At 63.3% G+C, this 20627-nt stretch carries 23 protein-coding genes and 1 tRNA gene; 7 read left to right on the top strand and 17 right to left on the bottom strand.

The annotated features are described in order from the left end of the window. Positions 1-31 precede the first annotated feature (31 nt). On the bottom strand, positions 32-265 hold the full coding sequence (locus tag MHAR_RS02050) for a histone family protein (protein ID WP_014585970.1): 234 nt from the start codon (positions 263-265) through the stop codon (positions 32-34). A 384-nt stretch (positions 266-649) separates the two neighbouring features. Between MHAR_RS02050 and MHAR_RS02045 the strand changes: the two genes are divergently transcribed. Beyond that, entirely contained in the window at positions 650-985 is a 336-nt protein-coding gene (locus MHAR_RS02045) for a hypothetical protein (protein ID WP_048144257.1), read from the top strand. 34 nt (positions 986-1019) lie between these two features. Continuing rightward, positions 1020-1277, top strand: coding sequence for a glutaredoxin family protein (locus MHAR_RS02040; RefSeq protein ID WP_014585968.1), 258 nt, complete (start codon positions 1020-1022; stop codon positions 1275-1277). Positions 1278-1329: 52 nt separating this feature from the next. Here the strand turns inward: MHAR_RS02040 and MHAR_RS02035 are convergent, their stop codons facing one another. Further along, complete coding sequence (locus tag MHAR_RS02035) at positions 1330-1986, bottom strand: DUF5612 domain-containing protein (protein ID WP_048144757.1); 657 nt, start codon at positions 1984-1986, stop codon at positions 1330-1332. Between the two features lie 101 nt (positions 1987-2087). Here MHAR_RS02035 and MHAR_RS02030 point away from each other — a divergent pair, with 101 nt between their 5' ends. Genes MHAR_RS02030 through MHAR_RS12785 form a run of 4 tightly spaced genes read left to right on the top strand, consistent with a single transcriptional unit; the run spans position 2088 to position 4766 of the window. Continuing rightward, positions 2088-2399, top strand: coding sequence for a transcription factor S (locus tag MHAR_RS02030; RefSeq protein ID WP_048144256.1), 312 nt, complete (start codon positions 2088-2090; stop codon positions 2397-2399). 55 nt (positions 2400-2454) lie between these two features. Continuing rightward, a complete protein-coding gene (locus MHAR_RS02025) occupies positions 2455-3198 on the top strand; it encodes a DNA polymerase sliding clamp (RefSeq protein ID WP_014585965.1) in 744 nt (247 codons plus the stop codon). Then, a complete protein-coding gene (locus MHAR_RS02020) occupies positions 3195-4196 on the top strand; it encodes a DNA primase large subunit PriL (protein WP_014585964.1) in 1002 nt (333 codons plus the stop codon). Before MHAR_RS02025 ends, MHAR_RS02020 begins: the two co-directional genes overlap by 4 nt. Then, complete coding sequence (locus tag MHAR_RS12785) at positions 4197-4766, top strand: GNAT family N-acetyltransferase (RefSeq protein WP_081472243.1); 570 nt, start codon at positions 4197-4199, stop codon at positions 4764-4766. It abuts the gene before it with no gap. Here MHAR_RS12785 and MHAR_RS02010 read toward each other — a convergent pair. From MHAR_RS02010 to aroC, 3 genes are all read right to left on the bottom strand, one after another. Next, a complete protein-coding gene (locus tag MHAR_RS02010; protein WP_143763231.1) occupies positions 4684-5154 on the bottom strand; it encodes a hypothetical protein in 471 nt (156 codons plus the stop codon). The genes MHAR_RS12785 and MHAR_RS02010 overlap by 83 nt on opposite strands. A 113-nt stretch (positions 5155-5267) precedes the next feature. After that, complete coding sequence (locus tag MHAR_RS02005; RefSeq protein ID WP_014585962.1) at positions 5268-7079, bottom strand: molybdopterin biosynthesis protein; 1812 nt, start codon at positions 7077-7079, stop codon at positions 5268-5270. A gap of 44 nt (positions 7080-7123) precedes the next feature. Continuing rightward, the gene (gene aroC / locus MHAR_RS02000; protein WP_014585961.1) at positions 7124-8215 is read right to left on the bottom strand and encodes a chorismate synthase; all 1092 of its coding nucleotides are present in this window, start codon (positions 8213-8215) and stop codon (positions 7124-7126) included. Between the two features lie 146 nt (positions 8216-8361). Between aroC and MHAR_RS01995 the strand changes: the two genes are divergently transcribed. Next, on the top strand, positions 8362-9474 hold the full coding sequence (locus tag MHAR_RS01995) for an NAD(P)/FAD-dependent oxidoreductase (RefSeq protein WP_228369592.1): 1113 nt from the start codon (positions 8362-8364) through the stop codon (positions 9472-9474). Positions 9475-9623: 149 nt separating this feature from the next. Here the strand turns inward: MHAR_RS01995 and MHAR_RS01990 are convergent, their stop codons facing one another. The 12 genes from MHAR_RS01990 to MHAR_RS01935 form a co-directional block, all read right to left on the bottom strand. Further along, on the bottom strand, positions 9624-10181 hold the full coding sequence (locus MHAR_RS01990; RefSeq protein WP_048144756.1) for a 30S ribosomal protein S7: 558 nt from the start codon (positions 10179-10181) through the stop codon (positions 9624-9626). 10 nt (positions 10182-10191) lie between these two features. Then, positions 10192-10620: a 30S ribosomal protein S12 gene (locus MHAR_RS01985; RefSeq protein WP_048144253.1), complete on the bottom strand. Its 429-nt coding sequence runs from the start codon at positions 10618-10620 to the stop codon at positions 10192-10194. Positions 10621-10697: 77 nt separating this feature from the next. Continuing rightward, complete coding sequence (locus MHAR_RS01980) at positions 10698-11129, bottom strand: NusA-like transcription termination signal-binding factor (RefSeq protein WP_014585957.1); 432 nt, start codon at positions 11127-11129, stop codon at positions 10698-10700. Continuing rightward, positions 11122-11433, bottom strand: coding sequence for a 50S ribosomal protein L30e (locus tag MHAR_RS01975; RefSeq protein ID WP_014585956.1), 312 nt, complete (start codon positions 11431-11433; stop codon positions 11122-11124). Before MHAR_RS01975 ends, MHAR_RS01980 begins: the two co-directional genes overlap by 8 nt. A 9-nt stretch (positions 11434-11442) precedes the next feature. Then, positions 11443-12579 carry a DNA-directed RNA polymerase subunit A'' gene (gene rpoA2 / locus MHAR_RS01970; RefSeq protein ID WP_014585955.1) on the bottom strand — a complete coding sequence of 379 codons (1137 nt, stop codon included), beginning with the start codon at positions 12577-12579 and terminating at the stop codon, positions 11443-11445. Beyond that, positions 12576-15206, bottom strand: a complete 2631-nt coding sequence (locus MHAR_RS01965) for a DNA-directed RNA polymerase subunit A' (protein WP_048144755.1) — start codon at positions 15204-15206, stop codon at positions 12576-12578. The genes rpoA2 and MHAR_RS01965 overlap by 4 nt, the downstream gene beginning before the upstream one ends. A gap of 8 nt (positions 15207-15214) precedes the next feature. Further along, positions 15215-17029 (bottom strand): DNA-directed RNA polymerase subunit B, encoded by a 1815-nt coding sequence (gene rpoB / locus MHAR_RS01960; protein ID WP_048144252.1) that lies wholly within the window; start codon positions 17027-17029, stop codon positions 15215-15217. Next, on the bottom strand, positions 17022-18512 hold the full coding sequence (locus tag MHAR_RS01955) for a DNA-directed RNA polymerase subunit B'' (RefSeq protein ID WP_014585952.1): 1491 nt from the start codon (positions 18510-18512) through the stop codon (positions 17022-17024). Before MHAR_RS01955 ends, rpoB begins: the two co-directional genes overlap by 8 nt. A gap of 15 nt (positions 18513-18527) precedes the next feature. Continuing rightward, on the bottom strand, positions 18528-18764 hold the full coding sequence (locus tag MHAR_RS01950) for a DNA-directed RNA polymerase subunit H (protein WP_014585951.1): 237 nt from the start codon (positions 18762-18764) through the stop codon (positions 18528-18530). Positions 18765-18793: 29 nt separating this feature from the next. Further along, positions 18794-18885: transfer RNA gene (locus tag MHAR_RS01945), tRNA-Lys, on the bottom strand. A gap of 70 nt (positions 18886-18955) precedes the next feature. Then, positions 18956-20083 (bottom strand): isocitrate/isopropylmalate dehydrogenase family protein, encoded by a 1128-nt coding sequence (locus MHAR_RS01940; RefSeq protein WP_014585950.1) that lies wholly within the window; start codon positions 20081-20083, stop codon positions 18956-18958. Next, positions 20080-20568 (bottom strand): 3-isopropylmalate dehydratase small subunit, encoded by a 489-nt coding sequence (locus tag MHAR_RS01935; RefSeq protein WP_048144251.1) that lies wholly within the window; start codon positions 20566-20568, stop codon positions 20080-20082. Before MHAR_RS01935 ends, MHAR_RS01940 begins: the two co-directional genes overlap by 4 nt. Positions 20569-20627 lie beyond the last annotated feature (59 nt).

The following is a 20627-nucleotide window of genomic DNA, read 5'->3' as shown; positions in this document are numbered from 1 at the left end:
TGGACGACCCTACCTCCAGGGTTATATAATTTCAGTCGGTCCCCGGGGCCCGGGGGGGCCTCACCCTCTTGACCGCCTCCCGGATGTCCTCGGCCTTCACCGTCTTCCTCTTGGCGTGGTTCGCCCATTCGACGGCCTCCTCGGCCACCTCCATCCCGTAGCTCTCCAGAACCTCTGCCAGGGCGTCCCTCGCCCCCTCGCTGACCCGTTTTGCTCCGGCCTCGCGGATGAGTCTGCTGACCGGTGCCACTGGAAGTATCGGCATTTTTGATCCTCTCCTCCGATCGAATGCGGCCCTTACAGTCAGAAAAAGGATTAAAACCCGTTCTTCTCCGACCAAAGAGCCTATTAGATACCAGGTTGTCCATCAGGTCTCTATATATAATTTTCGTAAACTCAGAGGCAATATTATACCGATAAATCAAAGAAAAATGAATTTATAAGCATATTCGGCCAAAATCCCCATGACGACGCCTTATTTTTCGTTCCGAGAGCGCCCCGACGGGGACGGAGCGGAACGGTCTCGGCCGAGCCGATTTTTCATTCCGGCCCCCCCTTCAATCGCCGATCCCCTTCCGCCGGTCCAGAGACGAAAAAGGTTATTTAGGTTTCTGGCTGTGATGGTGGTTGAGATGGGGTGGCGGAATATATGGACCATAAGATGGAGAGGGCCGTCGTCTATGACGGCCCCGAGGATACCTACGGCCCCTGCGGATGCGGCATGGACATGGCGATACTCCCGGTCCTCCTCCCGAAGATCTGGTTTGAGGACGAGTTTCCGATCGTCGCCGAAGACCACGAGTTCTGCCGGGGTCTGGACTGCAGGAGGGTGATGGGGCTCAGCTGCAACAACATCTTCGAGCACGAGATGGGGGGGGTGACCTACCTCGCCAACTTCTCCTGCTGCCGAGAGTGCGCCGACCGGGCCGTCGACGAGGGTTACGCCGTCCGGGCGGAGAAGGGTTACCCGATGGTGTTGAGATGAGCCGGCTGAAGGCCCTGGTTTCGGAGAAGGAGGGATGCATCTGAAGTACGTCGTATACACCACCGCCGACTGTCCCCGGTGCGAGCAGGTCAAGAGGGTCCTCGCTGGCTGGGGGGCCGAGTTCGATACGGTGGATATGGCCACCGCTGAGGCCCTGACGGAGCTGCGGGTCAACGGGGTCTTCACCCTCAGCGCCCCCGTCCTCATGGCGGGGGAGGAGTTCTACACCGTGGAGGAGCTCTTCGATGGCGATGCCATCAGGGACCTGGAGGCTATGGGCCTCCGGGGATGACCGGCCCCGTTTGGCCCATTTTATCTGATCCTCACCATCCCGCCCTTCTCCCTCAGAACTCCATCCCCCGGACCCTGTTTATATCGAAGATCGCAGTCTTGGCGACGTGCATCACCGCGAAGGTCCCGGCCTGGATCGGGTCGGTGACCACCAGGTCTGCGCGACGGGGCACAGAGCCCGCCATCTTGAGGGCGATCACCGGGATCCCCTCCTCCTGGAGCCTCTGGACCTCGTCGGAGATCCTGCCGCCCATGAGGGCTCCCGCCAGGACCAGGACCGAGGCCCTGTGGAGCCTGCCGACGGCGTTGACGGCGTCGGCTATGGGATCTTCTCCCACCAGGGGGATCGTATCGACGCTGATCCTCTCCCCCCGGAGGTTGTGCCGGTCCGCCTCGTTGACGGCCCCGACCGCCGCCTGGGCGACCTGGGCTCCGCCCCCTATGATGATCACCCTCGAGCCGTAGATCTCGTCGAAGGACTGATGGACGGTGACCTCCATCACCGAGGGGAGGGCCTCCAGGTCCTCCACCATCCCCGCAGCCAGCTGGTCGATCTCCATGTATACGGTGGCCTTCCCCCTATGGACGCCCCGCTCCAGGACGAACTGTTGGGTGTACTCGATGTTCCCGCCGAGGCTGGCGACGACCCCGGCTATGTCCCTCAGCACCCCGGGCCTGTTCTCGCAGATCAAGTTCAATGCAGTGCTCATGATCACCTCGCAGATGAAGCCGCTCCGGCGAATCCCTTCGCCATCCTCCCCCATTACTCAACTGGTAAACTTTAATATGACGAGTGAGTACTCGTCCTCTGATGGAGTTTTGTCCCGATTGTAAGAGCATAATGGTCCCGTCAGAGGGGGTCCTGATCTGCCGGAGGTGCGGCAAGAGGCTGGAGATGAAGAGGAGCGAGAGCCTCGTCAGCAGGACCGAGCAGAGAGGGCGGACCATGACGGTGATCGAGGATTCCGAGGGGGCGGGCCTTCCCACCACCAAGTACAAGTGTCCTGAGTGCGGCAACGACACCGCCTACTGGTGGCTCCGGCAGCTCCGGTCCGCCGACGAGAGCGAGGTCCGCTTCTTCAGATGCACAAAGTGCAATTTCACCTGGAGAGAGTACGACTGAGGGGATAATCTATATTTAAGATAAAATTGTTCTCTCCGAAGGAGGGGCTACGAGGATGTTCAAGGCAGTGATAAGCGCAGAAACCCTGCGGGATGCTGTGGAGGCGGTTTCGTCTCTTGTCGACGAGGTGAAGTTCACCCTGTCAGAGAACGGCGTTGAGCTGAAGGCTGTGGACCCCGCCAACGTGGCCATGGTCTCCTTCCGGCTCAACTCCGAGGCCTTCGAGTACTTCAAGGCGACCCCCGGCGAGATCGGCGTCGACCTGGTGAGGCTCGCCGACGTCCTCTCCATGGCCGACCGGGGCGAGAACGTCACCCTCGAGCTGGACGAGGAGAACCACAAGCTAAAGATAGGGGTGAACTCCCTCTCGTACACCTTGAGCCTCATCGACCCGAGCGCCATAAGAAAAGAGCCCCGGGTGCCGGAGCTGGACCTCCCAGCCCACGTCATCCTTCCCGGAGCCCACCTCCGGAAGGCGGTCAGGGCCGCCGAGAAGGTCTCCGACCACGTAGTTTTGGGCGTCACCGACGACCCCGAGGACCAGTTCTACATGGAGGCGAAGGGGGATATCGACTCCCTCAAGCTGAAGATGCCGGGGGCGGAGCTCTTGGGGCTGAAGCCAGGAAAAGCGAGGTCTCTCTTCTCTTTGGACTACCTCGCCGACATGAGCAAGGCTATCGGCAAGGCCCAGGAGGTGAAGCTGGAGATGGGGGTCGACTACCCCCTGAGGATCAGCTTCAAGCTCGGCCAGGGCGTCGAGATCAACTACCTCCTCGCACCGAGAATAGAGCAGGAATGAGCCTCGCCGACTACCCCTTCTCCCGAGAGGCGGCGGCCCGGGTGAAGGAGGCGGGCTACTCCCTGGAGGGGATCCTGGCGGAGCCGAACCGGGAGCCCAGGCTCTCCCGCCTCGTGAGGAGGAGGGCGAAAGAGAGGGTCTTGGGGGCGGTGAGGGGGGAGATCCCCGAGGAGAGGACCCACCCCCTGGCGGAGCTTCTATCCTACCCCCTGGCTAGGGTTATGGTCTCCTGCCTCGACGACGACCTCCTGGCGAGGAGGTACGCCCTCGCCGAGGCGAAGCTCGCAAGCCGGAAGATGGCCCGGGAGGATCTCCCCGGCCTGATCCTCCTCGCCCGGGACCTGGAGGTCGATCCCCGGACCGATCAGGAAGGCCTCCGCGTCCCCTTCTCCGACTACCTTAAGGCGGCAGCTAGGATGAAGAGCCCCGGCTGGAAGCTCGTCAACCGCTCCCTGGAGGCTGGCTGGGTTGCCGTCACCGGCTCCGAGCTAGCCCGCCTCCTGGAGGAGAGGGCCAGGGACCGGGTCGCGAGGGGGCTCCCCCTTAAGGTATCCCCGGATGTATGCGAGAAGCTCCGGCCGGACCTCGCCGAGGTGGTGGAGGAGCTCCGGGAGAGGAGGGCGGAGGAGAGGGTCGACCTGGGGGAGGTGACGGAGGGGGCCTTCCCCCCTTGCATCCGCGGCTTCCTCGCCGCGGTGGCGAATGGTGCAAACCTCGCCCACACCGCCCGGTTCGCCCTGACGACCTTCCTCCTCGCCGTGGGGATGAACGTGGACGAGGTGGTCGGGGTCTTCGGCAGAAGCCCCGACTTCGACGAGGAGAAGACCCGCTACCAGGTCGAGCACATCGCGGGGAAGGGCGGGACTGCTTACAAGCCCCCCTCCTGCGCCACCATGGCCACCTACGGCAACTGCCCCGGGATGGACGGCCTCTGCCGGTGGGTGAGCCACCCCTTGAGCTACTACGAGAAGAAGGTGAAGCGGGACAGGGGCGGATGAATGGAGTTTCGGCTGATGAGGCCCGGCGAGGAGAGGGCGGTATCCGAACTCGCCCTCCGGGTCTATGACGGCTTCGTCGCGGACCAGCTATCCCCCCAGGCTCGGCGAGAGTTTCAAAGCTACTCCGACCCCCTCCTCCTCCGATTCCGGTCCCGGTGGAACCATCTCGTCCTCCTGGCCGTCGCCGAAGACGCCATCGCGGGGATGATCGAGGTGAGGGACGACGGCCACGTCGCCCTCTTCTTCGTGGAGGGCGAGCACCAGGGCGAAGGGGTCGGAGGCGAGCTTCTGAGGAGGAGCCTTTCGATCTCTAGGAGGAGAAGGCCGGACCTCACCAAGGCCACCGTCAACTCCTCGCCGAAGGCCGTCGCGATCTATGAGAGGCTCGGGTTTCGGAAGTCGGGGGATGAGGTAGCTACAGGCCACTGCCGTCTTATCCCTATGGTCCTCTACCTTGGGGTATTGAGGGGGGATAGAGATCCACCCCTCAGTCCTCCTTCAGACTCGGGAAGAGCTCTTCGGGGACGGGAATCTTCTCTTCATCCCCGCCGGGGACCTCTTCGAGGGTGAGGGTCCACTGGGTGTATATCACCTGGCCATCCTTGATCTCCGTCTCGAAGGGGAGGGGGTTCTCGGTCCGATAGAACTCCGGCTCCAAGAACGCGGCCAGCTCGCCGTCCCAGACCTCCCCGACGGTGAAGTAAAAGTCGTAGACCCCGTCCTCGATACCCTGGACCTCGAAGGATTCGCCCTCCCGGACATAGACGGCAAAGGTTGGAGTATCATTTGCATCGATGAGGATGGCGACAGCGTCCCTGGTTTCGTTATCATTCAACGGGTTGTTGTTCTCCACCACGAGAACGCCGTGGCCGTCCCTCTCCGAGTCCTTGATGAAGGTGCCCGTCTCGGTCCTCTCGCCGTCCTGGCCCAGGGCGGGAAGGGTGGCAGCCAAGACCAAGACCGCGATGCATAAGCAAGCTGAAGCCTGATACAATTTTCCCATATCGAGATCCCTGCCTGGAAAAAGTCCATTCCAGGCTTTGATCATAGTTTCTGATATTTATTATTTATTCAGTTCTTGGGGCAGGGCCGCCAAAGCTCTCCCTCCCCCAATGCCTCGAGGAAGGCCCGAACTGCCTCTCTTCCCATCCTCTCCGGCCGGACCAGGAAGAGGATCTCGTCCTCCGCCACCTTCCTCGCGGCGAGCCCCTCCTCCTCCGCCGCCTCCCGGACGGCGAGGCCGAGGTCTGCGCGACCGGCTTTGACAGCGGCTGCGACGGCGGCGTGGGTCCGGGCAGTGCCGACGAGCTTCGCCTTTTCTGAGCCCGACTCCGCCAGGACCCGGCCCAAGATCCGGCTCATCTCCGAATCCCTGGACCAGCCGACGACCTTGGAATCCTCGGCCCCGGCGAGGTCGAGGATCTCCGGATCTTTTGCCATCATCACCAGCTCCCGGCTATAGCCGCCGACGGGCTCAAGGACCGACTCATCCCAGCCGGGCTCCTGCCCCACCGATCTCGATACGACGGCTACTTCAGCGACGCCATCCTCCGCCGAGATGGCTCCGCGGCGGCTCCCGGTGGGGACGAACCTGACCGGGAAGGGGAGGGCGGCGAGGATAGTTTCGAGCCGGGGGCAGTCCTCCCCCTCCAGGAGGAGGGAGGCCTTCTGGACGTCGCCGAATAGATGGACCGTCACCTCCTCCCCCCGGTCGAGGAGCTCGACGGAGCTCGGGATGTCGACGACCCCGTCGGCGGCGGCGAGGGTGGTGATGGAGCCGCTCCCCTTGTCGACCGGGTACACCCAATCCCCGACGACCGCCACCGCCAGCATCTGACGCCGGCCTTCGGACCGGACGGGCCTTGCGAGCCTGCCGGCCGCCGAAGGCGCGAGGTGCTCCGTCCCCACCGCCCTCCGGATGGCCGGGGCCGCCAGGAGGCCGAAGACGGTGAGGGCGCTGGTCGGGTATCCGGGAAGGCCGATGAAGGGCTTTCCTCCGACGGACCCGAAGAGGGTCGGCTTTCCGGGCTTGAGGTTGATCCCGTGAAATACCACCTCCCCGAACTCCTCGACTACCCTGTAGACCATGTCGCCGATCCCCGCGGATGTGCTGCCGGAGACGAGGACGAGATCGGACTCTTCGGCCATCGCGAGGAGCCCCTCGGCCATGGAGTCGGGATCGTCGGGGAGGATCCCATATATCCGGGGCGTCCCGCCGCAATCTTCCACGGCCGCTGCTATCGAGTAAGAGTTTATGTCGTAGATCTGGCCCAGCGAAAGCTCCGAGCCGAAGCCGGGAGGGACGAGCTCGTTTCCGGATGAGGCGACCCCCACCGTCAGAGATCGGACCCTCACGTCCCTCCGCCCCACCGCCGCCAAGAGGCCGATCTCCCGGGCCGAGAGCCTCCTTCCGGGGAGGAGGACCGTCTCGCCCATGGCGACGTCTCCCCCCGCCCGGTGGGTGTTCTCCCCGAAGTGGACCGGCCTCCTTATGAGGAGAGATGAGCCGTCGACCTCGGAGTGCTCTACCATGACGACGGCGTCCGACCCTCCGGGCATCATCGAGCCGGTGGAGACCTCCACCGCCTCCCCCTCGCCGACGACCACCTCCGGCTCCCGTCCCATGGGGACCCGGCCGACTAGGGCGAAGGCGATGGGCCGGTCCTCCCTCGCCGCCACCGTCTCGGCGGACCTGAGGGCGTAGCCGTCCATGGCAGCCCGGTGAAAGCCCGGGACGTCGATCCCCGAAGCCACCCTCTCGGCCAGGACCCGGCCGAGGGCCCTCTCCAGGGGGACGGCCTCCGCTCCCGCCTCCGGCACGGCGGCGAGGACGATCTCTATCGCCTCGTCGAGGGAGAGGAGGGAATGAAACTCCTTCTGCATGACCGTCGATCTTTTGGCAGCCGATATAAAATTTGGCCGGGATCTCAGATCCTGGCGGCCCGGAGCCTCAGAAGGTGATCTGCGAGGACCAGGGCGACCATCGCCTCCGCGACGGGGACGATCCTGGGGGGGATCACGGGATCGTGCCGTCCCTTGATCTCGATCTCGACCGCCTCGCCTCTTGATAAGTCCACCGTCCTCTGGGGTCTGGAAATCGATGGCGTCGGCTTGACGGCGATCCTGCAGACTATCGGCGCCCCCGTAGAGATCCCGCCGAGGATCCCGCCGGCGTTGTTAGTCTCAAACCTCGGTCCCTCCGGCCCGGGGAGGATGGGGTCGTTCATATCGCTTCCGCGCATCCGGGCCGCCTCGACCCCCGCCCCGATCTCGACGGCCTTGACCGCCCCGATCCCCATGAGGGCGCGGGCGAGGTCTCCGTCGAGCTTATCGAAGACCGGCTCCCCCAGCCCCGGGGGAACGCCGACGGCGACGATCTCGGCGATCCCCCCGAGGCTGTCGCCCGCCTCGCGGGCCGCCTCGATGGCCCGGACCATCTTCGCTGCGGCGATCTGATCAGGGCAGCGGACGGGGTTCTTCTCCGCCCCCTCCCTCAGGGCCGATAGATCGAGGCCCTCGAGAAGGTCGGCCCGGACCCCCCCGAGCTCCAGGACGTAGCCGGCGACCAGAATCCCCCTCTCGGCCAGGAGCCTCTTCGCGACGGCTCCGGCGGCAACCCGCCCCACCGTCTCCCTCGCCGAGGCCCGCCCCCCGCCCCGGTGGTCCCGGACCCCGTAACGCGCAAGGTACGTCAAATCGGCGTGGCCGGGCCTCGGCCGGTCTCGCAGGGCGTCGTAGGCGCTCGATTTCGCGTCCCTGTTCCAGACGAGCATCGAGATGGGAGTTCCCGTCGTAACCCCATCGAAGGTGCCGCTCAGAATCTCGACTCGATCCTCCTCCTTCCGCTGGGTCGAGATGGAGCTCTGCCCCGGCCTCCTCCGGTCCAGCTCTCCCTGGACGACTTCCTCGGAGAGGGCGAGCCCGGCGGGGCAGCCGTCGACGACGACCCCAACCCCGCTGCCATGGCTCTCGCCCCAGGTGGTGATCCTGAAGACGGTGCCGAAAGAGTTCCCTGCCATGCCGATACCCTCCGACCCGAAGGGATATCCATCTTTGGTTCCGGTGATGGGGCCGGCAGGCCCGCTCCGCCGGGTTCTGGCGGGGGCCCATCGAAGGGCTTATGACCATTGACCAGAGGGTAAGTCCGGATCAGTCAGGGGTGGTTATGAGGCGGATGGACCTGAAGAGGCGGGACCTCCTGCGGGTCGTCGTCGTCGGCGGCGGCATCGGCGGAGCGGAGCTCCTGAGGAACGCCGCCACCAAGGAGGGGCTGGAGCTGGTCCTCGTCGAGCCGAAGGATAGGATCGAGTGCCAGGCCCTCTACCCCGACTACCTCGGCGGCGAGATCGGGGTCGAGGAGATGACCGCCCCCCTCGACCCCTTCTGCAGGAGGATGGGGGCCGCCCACCTCAGGGACCGGGCCCTCCGGGTCGACTTCGCCGACAGGAGGGTGACCTGCGAGAAGAACGACCTCGACTACGACATCCTGGTCCTCGTCCCCGGGGCGGTCCAGAACTACTTCGGGGTCGAAGGGGCGGAGAAGGCCTTCACCATCAACACCCTGGAGGAGACGGTGAGGGCGAGGAGGTTCATCGAGAGGGCCCGCCCGGAGAGGATCGCCGTGATCGGGTCGGGGCCCACCGGGGTAGAGACGGTCTGCTTCCTGGCGGCCCGGCCCGGCTCCAAGATCTCCATCGTCGAGATGATGGACCGGCTCCTCCCCACCCTCTCGAAGAACAGCTCGATCCTGATGGAGAAGATCCTCTCGGGGAAGGGGGTGGAGGTGCTGACGGGAAAGAGGGTCTCCTCGATCCGGGAGGGGGGCGTCGCCTTCGCCGACGGCACCTCCCTGGACTGCGAGATGACTATCTGGACCGCCGGAATCCGGCCCGCCCCCCTGATCGAGGGGCTCGACCTGCCGAAGAAGAAAGGATGGCTCCTCACCGACCAGTACCTCCGGGTCCAGGGGCGAGAGGACGTCTTCGCCTTCGGAGACGGCGCCTGGATCGAGATCGACGGCAAGCTCGCCACCAAGACGGGTATGGAGGCGGAGATCCAGGCGAAGCACACCGCGAGAAACCTGGCTCGGCTCGCGAGGGGGGCGCCCCTCAAGCCCTACTCGGTCAGGGCGTCCACCGATAGCCCCGTCGCCCTCATCTCGACGGGGTGCGGCTGCGCCGTCGGTATATACGGAGACCTCTGCGTCCCCATCCCCAAGAGGATCATCTACACCTTCAAGAGCTGGATCGACAAGTCCTTCGTCAAACGGTTCAAGTGAGAGGCCGGTCCGGGGGCGGCAACGTCCCAGCGGGCTTGAAGGATGAAAACCCCGGCCCCAGGGGGGGGGCGGAGAGAAAAGATGAGAGGATGAGGGGGCGGAAGGCCGCGCCCCGCTCCGGGCGGGGAACGGTCCCTCGCAAAGACCCCTCACCGGGCCGCCTTGGCGACCCTCTCGACGCTGTCTTTCCTGTTCATGGCGAAGGACCGGACGTCGCCCTTCGAGGCGGCGATGATCTCGTCGGCGAGGCAGCTGGCCGCCGACCGCTTGGACTTGAAGGCCGACCTCTGGGCTCCGGTGGCGATGAAGTTCAGGGCGACGTCGACCCTCCGCTGGGGGGCGGTGTCGACGGCCTTGGGGACGGTGATGCCTCCGTACTTGAGACGGACCACCTCTTCGCGGGGGCCGGCGTTGGAGATCGCCTTCGCCAAGACCGAGAGGGGGTTCTCCTTCGTCCTCTGGTGGACTATGTCTAAGGCCTCTTCTACGATCTTGTAGGTCTTCATCTTCTTGCCGGTGTTGTCCTCACCCTGCATCATCTTGTTGATGAGCCGTTCGACGATGTGCTGCTCGGACTTCTTGAACTGCTGCCTGGCGTGCCTCCCGCCCGAATGCATGACGACCGTCGGGCGGAGGTTAAAATAGCGCTTTATGCTCAGGTCCCCCACCTCGATCTCCTCGGGGTCCCATTTGTTGAAGATCTTCACGTTCACGGTATCACCTTACGGGCTTCTCCTTCCGTCCCGAGACCATCTCGTTCAAGGCCACGTTGTTGACGGCGACGACCTGGAACCGGACTCCGGGGATATCCCCCTTCGCCCCGCCCATCCTGCCGCCGATCCTCTCCACTACGACCTCGTCGTGCTCGTCGATGAACCCGATGGCACCGTCCCCCGGACAGAAGGCGGTGACCTGTCTACCGTTCTTGATAAGCTGTATGCGGACGCACTTCCTGATCGCGGAGTTCGGCTGTTTGGCCTCGACGCCGACCTTCTCCAGGACTATGCCTCGGGCTCGCGGCGCGCCACCCAGGGGGTCTGCCTTGACGTTCAGCTTCAGTGCCCTCCGGCTGTAGTTCATATCACTCCACCGGAAGCTCTTGCGGTCGCTCTCCAGTTTCCTGGCCGCGTACATTCCCTTTCCCATTATTTCACCTAGTTGAATGCTATGTCCATCGCCAACCGTTGGCCAAATCCGACCTCAGTCGAGCGTCGGCTAATTTTTTACTGGATGATGATGTCATCAACGCCGTGATGCCTCGAAGAGAGCATCTTGGCCTTTAATATGTTGCGGCCATCCCGGCCTATGGCGATGCCCTTGTCCCTATTTGCTACTTCTACATAAGCCAATCGCTTATTGTTTTTCGAGACGATCGTCACGTTCTTGATCGAGGCGGGCTGGAAGACGTTCTCCAGGAACTCCTTGACGTCGTCGCTGTGCTCCACGATCTCGATCTGCTTTCCTATCGACTTCTTGACCCGGTTGATGTTGCTGCCCTTCCTCCCGATGGCAGCCCCCATGTCACCCTTCTTGATGACGAATATAATCCGGTCGTTCTCATCGTCGATGATGCAGTCTCTCGCGACGCCGCCGGTCAAGCTTTCGAAGAGGGCGATATACCTGATCCCTTCGGTGGTAAGCTTGAACTCACTCATCCTCGTTACCCCTGATCTCCCTCAGAAGCGCCATGATCTCCGATTCGCCGGGCTCTATCACCGCCAGAGCCGCGACTGAGAAGGGTTTTCCGCAGGCAGAGCCGAGATCCTTCCCCCGGCCCGAATAGCTGTATACGGGGACCTCTGCCCTCTTCAGCTCGGCAGCCACCTCTTCCGGACAGTCGACGGCGCTGATGATGAGCTTAGCCTGCCCCTTGGCCCCGGCTTCCAGGGCGAGATTTGAGCCGAGAACAACTTTGCCGGTTCTTATCGAACTTCTGAGCGCTCTATCAATGTTTATCATCCTTTTACCTCACCGTTTTGCGACCAACTGAACGTCGCCCGTTCCCAGCTGGATCGGCTGGCCTACAATGACGTTCTCAGTCACTCCCCTGAGATCGTCCACGTCTCCCCGGACCGCGGCGTCGAGGATGTGGTTGACGGTCACCTCGAAGGCGGCCCGCGCGAGGACGCTCGCCTTCTCCCCCGAGACGCCGTGGCGTCCTATCTGCTTCACCTCGCCGTCGCAGGTCATGATGTCGGCCACCAGCATGATGTGCCTCACGTCGACGGAGAGGCCCTGTTCTCTCAAAGTGTCGGTGGCCTCGTTTATTATGGCGTTCCGGGCCGCCTCAATTCCCAGGACATCCCCTATCTCGGTTATATTGTTTGTTTTCGTCCTGGTGGGGTCGACCCCCTTGAACTGGATGACGTCCTTGAGGGCCGAGCCCTCGGTGTAGAGGACGTACTCGTCCCCCTCCTTCCTGATGACGACCCTCTTTATCCCCTCGATCCCCTTGAGGGAGATCGTCTTGATCTTCTCCACGAGCTGGAGGAGGTCCCGGTAGGAGGGCTCCGGCGGCGTCATTATGATCTGGTTTCCGCGCTGATCCGCCGAGAGCTTCGTCCCCTCCGCGAGCCTCTCCGCCACCTCCGAGGCCGTGATCTTCCTCTGGAGGAGCGCCTCCTCGTTGAGGTCGATCACCACGTTCATCTCGGCGAGGTCGGTAGCTATCGACCCCAGGTGGAGGATGTTCGTCGACTCGATCGACCAAGCCACCTCCCGGGCGATGTCCCGGTCGAGGGCGTACTCCTTATCGAGGCGGATCGTCATGGTGGGGGTGCTGGGGATCTTCCGGGCGTCGACGATCTCGATCAGCCTCGGAAGGCCGAGGGTGACGTTGATCTCGGCGACCCCCGCATAGTGGAAGGTCCTCATAGTCATCTGGGTGCCGGGCTCGCCTATGGACTGGGCGGCCACCACCCCCACCGCCTCACAGGGCTCGACCTTGGACCGCTCGTAGTCGGCGAGCACCAGGTCTGCCACCTCACAGAACTCCTCCTCGGAGACCTCTATCCCCCGTAGCTCCCCCTCCAGGGCCCTCTTTATGCTCTGGGGGAGGGGCAGATCCTCGATCCTCTTCTGGATCTCCTTCTCCGGGAGGCTCACCTTCCCGCCCTCCCGAGGACCCGCTGGACGATCCGATGGACGTTCTCGGGGCTGGCGTAATCCCTCTTGGAGGCGTCTACCCCGTCCTCGCCGTAGCTGAACTGAACTATGATGCCCCTCGTCTCCTTCACCGTCCCATCGTACTGGACCTCCAGATCCTGGAGGGCATTGATCAGCCTCCTCTGGAGGTAGCCGCTCTGGGAGGTTCTTATCGCTGTATCGACGAGCCCCTCCCTACCGCCTATGGCGTGGAAGAAGAACTCGGTAGGGTTCAACCCCTCTTTGTAGCTCGACTGGACGAAGCCGTGGGCCTCGGCCCCCAGGTCCCCCCTCCGGAAGTGAGGGAGGGTCCTCCCCTCGTAGCCCCGGCGGATCCGCTCGCCCCGGACGGACTGCTGCCCGACGCAGGCCGCCATCTGGGTGAGGTTCAGCATCGACCCTCGGGCTCCGCTCACCGCCATCACCACGCCGCTGTTATCTATCCCCAGGTAACGGCCGGCGATGGAGCCGGCGTTGTCCCTGGCCTTGCCGAGGGTCTGCATGATCCTCATCTCCAGGGTCTCGTCGAGGGTCCTCCCGGGTAGGGGCTCCAGCTCTCCGGCCTTGTAGGCGTCGATCAGCTTCGTCACGTTCTCCCTCGCCGCGTTCAGGACGTCCTCGATCTGGTCTTCAGCATCTTTTGGGATGTCCTCGTCGTCTATCCCGAAGCTGAAGCCTGCCAGCATGATCCCCCGGATAGCCATCTGGGTCATGCCGTCGATGAAGCCCGCCCCCACCGTCGGACCGTACTCCTTGATCACCCTGTCGGTGATCTTCCCCTTGAAGGCCCCCACAGCCGCGGCGTCGATGGTGCCTGTCAATATCTTCCCGTCGCGGATGACGACGTAGGCGTCGTCGTCGCAGGCCTCCCTCTTGCAGGAGTCGCAGTTCTTGCAGAAGGACGCCTTGAACTCCAGGTTGAGACCCCTGGGGAGGATGAGGCTGAAGATCTGCTTTCCGGTCCAGTAAGGCTCCCCCGCCTCGTTCCATCCCACAGGCTCAGGGATCTCCAGGTGGTGGAGCTTCTTCAAGACCTCCATAACCTCGATGCGGCTGATCCTCCGATCGCCGTGGGTCAGGAGGAAGTTTCCTGTGACGTAATCGTGGATCCCTCCGATGATCGGCCCTCCGAACCGGGGAGAGAGGATATTCTCCTGGACCCGCATCAGGATCTCGGCCTCCGCCCTCGCCTCCTCGGTCTGGGGGACGTGGAGGTTCATCTCGTCCCCGTCGAAGTCAGCGTTGTAGGGAGGGCAGACCGCCGGGTTCAGCCTGAAGGTCTTGTGGGGCATGACGATGACCCGGTGGGACATGATCGACATCCGATGAAGGGATGGCTGCCGGTTGAAGAGGACTATGTCCCCGTCCATCAGCTGCCGGTCCACCTTCCAGCCGGGCTCGAGCTGATCTGCCACCTCTTCAGCATTTCTGTCGGTGACCTTGACCCTTCTGCCGTCGGCCCGGGTGACGTAGTTGACGCCGGGGTGCTTATCTGCGCCCCTCCGGACGAAGTCCCGCATCACCTCGATGTTCCTTCCGTTCACCACCAGGGGGACGGAGAGCTCCATGGCGATCTCCAGGGGGACCCCCACCTCGTTTATGCTGAGGTTCGGGTCCGGGGAGATGACGGTCCTCGCGCTGAAGTTCACCCTCTTGCCGGAGAGGCTCCCTCGGAACCTGCCCTCCTTCCCCTTCAGCCTCTGGGAGAGGGTCTTGAGGGGCCGGCCGCTCCGGTGGCGGGCGGGGGGGACCCCCGAGACGGTGTTGTCGAGGAAGGTGGTGATGTGGTACTGGAGGAGCTCCCAGAGGTCCTCGATGATGAGCTGGGGGGCCCCCGCCTCCCGGTTCTCCTGGAACCGCTGGTTGATCCTGATGATGTCGACGAGCTTGTGGGTGAGGTCGTCCTCGCTCCTCTGGCCGCTCTCGAGGGTGATTGAGGGCCTCATCGTCACCGGGGGCACCGGCAGGACGGTGAGGAGCATCCACTCGGGGCGGGCGGTGTCGGGGTTCATCCCCATAACCTTGATGTCCTCGTCGGGGATCTTCTCGAACCGGTCCCTTATATCAGAGGGGGTGAGCTTGTGCCCCTCCTCGACGTAGGCGAGGGGCCTCTCGAACTTGATCTCCTGCTGTGGAGCGCCGCAGTAGGGGCATACCTTGTGCTTCCTCGCCTCGGAGAAGACCTTGTTGACGACGTCGTCGGTGGTCTGGCCGAGCCTGACGAGGGTCTCGATCTGCTCGAGGTACATCCTCTTCTCGTTCTCCAGGAGCATCAGCCGAGAGCAGTCCCGGCAGATCGCCCGGAGGATCTTTCTTATCAATTTTGCGAACCCGACGTGGATGACGGGAGCTATGAGGTCGATGTGGCCGAAGTGGCCCGGACATTCACCAGGACGGCCGCCGCAGGACCTGCAACGGAGGCCCGGATCTATGACGCCGAGCCTGGGGTCCATCAGCCCCATCTCGATGGGGAAGCCGTCGTCGTCGTAGGTGTCTGCGGTTATTATCTTCACCACGCTCATCCTCCGAAACTCCTGGGGAGAGATGAGCCCGAAACTTATCTTGCCTATTCTCTTCGGGACGGTCATGTTCACACCTAAACTGCGTCCTCCAGAACCAGCCGAGGGGCGACGCCGAGAGATTTGATCTCGTCCAGCAGGAGCTTGAAGGCGTAGCTCATCTCCACGGGGTATATCTCGGTGTCCGAGCCGCAGACCGAGCAGTAGTCGACGTTCCTCCTCTTATCGTGGATGGCGATCATCCCACAGCGGCTGCAGACGAGCTCCGTCACCTTGTCGGACTCGTCGACGAGCCGCTCCTTGAGGGCGAGGGCCGCCCCGTGGGCGATGAGGACGTCGCGCTCCATCTCTCCGAACCGGAGCCCCCCCTCCCGGGCCCGACCCTCCGTCGGCTGCCGGGTGAGGACCTGGACGGGTCCCCTCGACCTTGCGTGCATCTTTCCGGCGACCATGTGGTAGAGCTTCTGGTAGAGGATCACTCCGACGAAGACGTCGGCCATGATCTGCTCCCCGTTGATCCCGTTGTACATCACCTCCCTCCCGGTGTGGGAGAAGCCGAACTTGGTGAGGGCGGCCCTCATGTCGGTCTCCTCCTCCCCCAGGAAGGCGGTGGCGTCTACGAACCTCCCCTCGAGGGATCCCATCTTGCCCCCGATCATCTCCAGGACGTGGCCGACGGTCATCCGCGAGGGGATGGCGTGGGGGTTGACGATCAGGTCGGGGACCTGGCCGGCCTCGGTGAAGGGCATGTCCGCCGGGGGGACGATCAGGCCGATCACCCCCTTCTGGCCGTGGCGCGACGCGAACTTGTCCCCCAGCTCCGGGACCCTCTGGTCCCTCGTCTTAACCTTGGCGAGCCGGTTTCCGTTCGAGGACTCGGTGAGGATGACCGTGTCCACCACCCCCTTCTCGTTCGACCTCATCGTCACGGAGGTCTCGCGCCTCTGCTGAGGGGTGATCCCAAACTCCGTCGGCTCCTCCAGGAACCGGGGCGGCGAAGTCTTCCCTATCAGGACGTCGTTGGGGGCGACGACGGCGTTGGGGTTGACGAGGCCGTCGTCATCCAGCTGCGAGTAGGCCTCCGTCCCCCGGGCGCCCCGGACCTCCATGTCGGGGATCTCGAACTTGTCCTCCTGGCCGCCGGGGTACTTCCGCTCCTCCGCCTCCGATACCCGGAAGAAGTGGCTCCGGCCTAGGCCCCGCTCGATGGAGCCGCGGTTGAGGATGAGGGCGTCCTCGATGTTGTACCCCTCGTAGACGAGGACGGCGACGACGAAGTTCTGGCCCGCGGGCCTCTCGTCGAAGCCGACGGCGTCGGCGGTCCTGGACCTGCAGAGGGCCCTCTGGGGGTAGTGGAGGTAGTGGCCCCGGGTATCCGGTCGTAGCTTAGTATTGGCCAGCGGCGTCCCCAGGCACTGCTTGATCATGCCCGCGCCCATGGTGTTTCGGGGGCTGGCGTTGTGCTCGGGGTAGGGGACGAGACCGGTGCAGATCCCCAGGACGAGGGAGGGGTCCACCTCCATGTGGGTGTGGTCGGGGGTTATCTCCATCTCCTCGATCGCCACCAGGGCGTTCTCCTCCTCCTCGGCGTCGAGGTACTCGACGAGCCCCTCTCTTACGAGATCGTCGAAGGTGATCTCGCCCCGCCGGACCTTCTCTACGTGCTCCTCGGTGACGAGGGCGGAGCCGCCCTCCACCACTATGAGGGGCCTCCGGGCTCGGCCGGAGTCGGTGTTGATCAGGATCTCGTTAGTCCTCGCGAAGTAAGATACGTTGATCTGGTTGCTGATCTTGCCGCCCCGCCGGAGCCGCCTCATCTCCTTGGCGAGGCTGATGGGGTCGGAATTGGTCCCCACGAACTCCCCGTTGACAAATACCCTCGCGCTACTCATACCGACCACCTACAGGAGCGACCTCCAGATCCAGAAGCATCCTCTTCACGTCCTCGTAATCCTCGACCCCCGTCGAGAGCTCTACCCCCTGGGCGAAGTTCTTGACGAGGCCGCAGTTCGGCCCCTCCGGGGTCTCGCTGGGACAGATCCGGCCCCACTGGGTGGGGTGGAGGTCCCTCGCCTCGAAGTGGGGCTGGGACCGGGAGAGGGGGGATATGACCCTCCGGAGGTGGCTTAAGCTTGCCATGTAGTCGGTCCGATCCAGGAGCTGGGATACCCCCGTCCTGCCGCCGACCCAGTTCCCCGTGGCCAGGGGATGGATCATCCTCTCGGTGAGGACGTCGGCCCTGACGGTGGTGATGACGTTCAGCTCCCGGTTCCTCATGCTCGCCCGCTCGAGCTGGTACTTGATGTCCCTCGTCAGCCGACTGAAAGCGACCCGGAAGAGGTCCTCCATCAGGTCCCCGGAGAGCTTCAGACGTTTATTGGCGTAGTGGTCCTTGTCGTCCTCGCCCCGCTTCCCCAGGGCGAGCTCGAAGCAGGCCTCCGCCATCCTCGCGAGGAAGAGCCCTTTAGCGTACCTGTCCCCCTCATCGACGCCGATGTGGGGTAGGAGGTACCGATCGAGGACGTAGGCCGCCCTCTTCTTCTGGTACTCCTTCGCCTGGCCGGCGGCGACCCGGCCTCCGATCTTCTCCAGGGCCTCCTCTTTGGTCGCCACCTCCGCCTCCTCCAGGTTCTCGAGCATGAACTTGATGATCTCGGGGTTCTCGGAGACGGCCTGGACGATCTCCATATCCGTCTCGAGGCCCAGGGCCCTCGCCAGGGTGACGAAGTTGAGCCTCCCGCTGACGGAGGGGAAGGAGACCTCCAGAATCGACCTTCGGCCTCGCTCGACGATCACCAGAGATCGATACCCCTGCCTCTGGGAGAAGACCTTCGCCACCTCGATGAAGTCGTCGTACCTCTGGTTGTACTCCACCAGGATCTTGTTGGGGGAGAGGTCCTCCAGGGTCATGATCACCCTCTCGGAACCGTTGACGACGAAGTATCCGCCGGGGTCGAGGGGGTCCTCGCCGAACTCGATCATCTCGTCGCGAGACAGCCCCGATAGGTTGCAGACCTGGGACATGATCATGATTGGCAGCATCCCGATCATCGCCTCCACCGGCTCCTTCTCCGTCTCCCCCTCGACGATCGTCATCTCCAGCCGGAGGGGGGATGCATAGGTGAGGTTTCGTAGGCGGGCGTCGTTGGGGTAGAGCCGCTCCACTGAGCCGTCGGCCTCGGTGACCGTGGGGTTCTCCACCCGGATCGAGCCGAGCTTGACGTAGGTCTCCTCGATGTTCGTCTCGATGATCCCCACCTCGTCGATCACCTTCTGGAGGCCCGAGTCGATGAAATCGTTGAAAGAGTTTATGTGATGGTGAACCAGCTTATCTTTGGTAAAATAGGCCTTGTATAGAACTTCTCTGTCCAGCAAACTTTAAAACACCCCTTAATCGATTACCAGCCTGTAAAAGACCGATTCCCCCGACGTGGGACTATTCCTCTTGATCTTCACCACGTCGCCCACCTTTCCTCCGATCTCCTTCACCACCGGATCGGTGGCGTGGATCTTCGGGAGCTGAGCAGAATCGACGCCATACGCCCTGAATACCTCCTCCGCCTCCTCGGGGGTGAGGAGGATGTGTTCCGGCACCAGATCGTGATCCTGCAGTGCGAACTTCTTCATACAGCCACTTCCCAGAATTATGCGATAAGCGGGCTCGAAGGGATTTGAACCCTCGACCACCTGGTATCTCCGTTCAAAAAACTTAAAAGCCAGACGCTCTGCCTAACTGAGCTACGAGCCCCCATGAGCAGATCAGCCCATACCACTGTTCAAGAGATGGTCATCCGGCATAAAACCTTTTCGCCTTCCGATCAGATCTCTCCGAGGACGATCGCCGCGATGTCGTCGCCGACCTCCGAGGTCGTGGCGCTCCCGCCCATGTCGTAGGTCCTGACCTTACCCCGCTTTATGTTCGTCTCGATCGCCCTCACCACGTCCTCGGCGGCCTCGCCTTCGCCCAAGTGCTCCAGGAGCATAGCCCCCGCCCAGATGGTGGCGATGGGGTTGACCTTGTTCTGCCCCTTGTACTTGGGGGCGGAGCCGTGGATCGGCTCGAACATGCTCGTCCCTTCGGGGTTGATGTTGGCCCCGGGGGCGAGGCCGAGGCCGCCCTGGATCATGGCGCCGAGGTCGGTGATGATGTCGCCGAACATGTTGGGGGCGACGACGACGTCGAACCACTCCGGATTCTTGACAAACCACATGGTGATGGCGTCGACGAAGTTGAAGTCGGTCGATACCTCCGGATACTCGGTCGCGAGGGCCTCGAACTCCTCCCTCCAGAAGCCGTAGATGTCGGAGAGGACGTTCGCCTTGTCGACGCTGGAGAGGTGCTTTCTCCGCGCCGTGGCGAGGTCGAAGGCGTACTTGATCACCCTCCGGGTCCCCTCCTTCGAGATCATCCCTATCTGGTAGGCGATCTCGTCGCTCTCGGAGTCCACGTCCAGGCCGAACTTGACCTGGTACAGGGTCCGGATCACCTCGAACTCGGCGCGGCTCCTCCCCGCCCGGGCCCGGCTTCCGATCCCGATGTAGAAGTCCTCGGTGTTCTCCCGGACGACGACAAAGTCGATATCTTTCGGCCCTTTATCCTTGAGGGGGGTCCAGACCCCCTCCAGAAGCTTGACGGGGCGGAGGTTGACGTACTGGTCGAAGTAGAACCGCATGGCTAGGAGGACCCCCTTCTCCAGCACCCCGGGCTTCACCCGAGGGTCGCCTATGGAGCCCAGATATATCGCCCGATACCGGGAGAGGTCTTTGAGGGTGTCCTCGCCGACGAGCTCTCCCGTCTCAAGATAATGGTCTGCTCCCAGGGAGAACGTCGTCCATTCTATCTCAAAACCGTGCTTTTCCGCCGCGGCCTCGGCTACCTTCTGCCCCTCAGCCACAATCTCGGGTCCTATCCCGTCGCCGGGAATGACGGGGACTTTGTACTTCAAGCAGACCTCACCATCCTTTTAGTATACTCTACGAGCCCCCCCGCCTCGACGATCTCCTGGAGGAAGGGAGGGAGGGGCGTCGTCGGATAATTCTCGCCGCGGGACCGGTTGAATATGACCCCGGCGTCGGCGTCGATCTCGATCTCGTCGCCGTCGCGGATCCGCTCCACGTCAGGGGAGATGAAGAGGGGTAAACCGATGTTGATGGCGTTTCGGAAGAATATCCGGGCGAAGGACCTGGCGACGACCGCCTTCACCCCCGCGCCTTTGAGGCCGAGGGGGGCGTGCTCCCGGGAGGAGCCGCAGCCGAAGTTTCTTCCCGCCACCACAAAGTCGCCGGGCTCCGCCCCCCCGGCGAACTCGGGACGGACCCCCTCGAAGACGTATCTAGCGAGCCCTTCTGGGTCGTTGATCACCAGGTAGCGACCGGGTATGATCGCGTCGGTGTCGACGTCATCCTTGAACTTCCAAGCCCTGCCTGCCAAAGCCATCCCCCAAACGTCTGTGGACTAGCAAAGAATGCCAATGCAGTATATTAAAGTGA

This window comes from Methanothrix harundinacea 6Ac, from assembly GCF_000235565.1.
Classification (GTDB): domain Archaea; phylum Halobacteriota; class Methanosarcinia; order Methanotrichales; family Methanotrichaceae; genus Methanocrinis; species Methanocrinis harundinaceus.
This window is presented reverse-complemented; position numbering and strand designations above follow the sequence as displayed.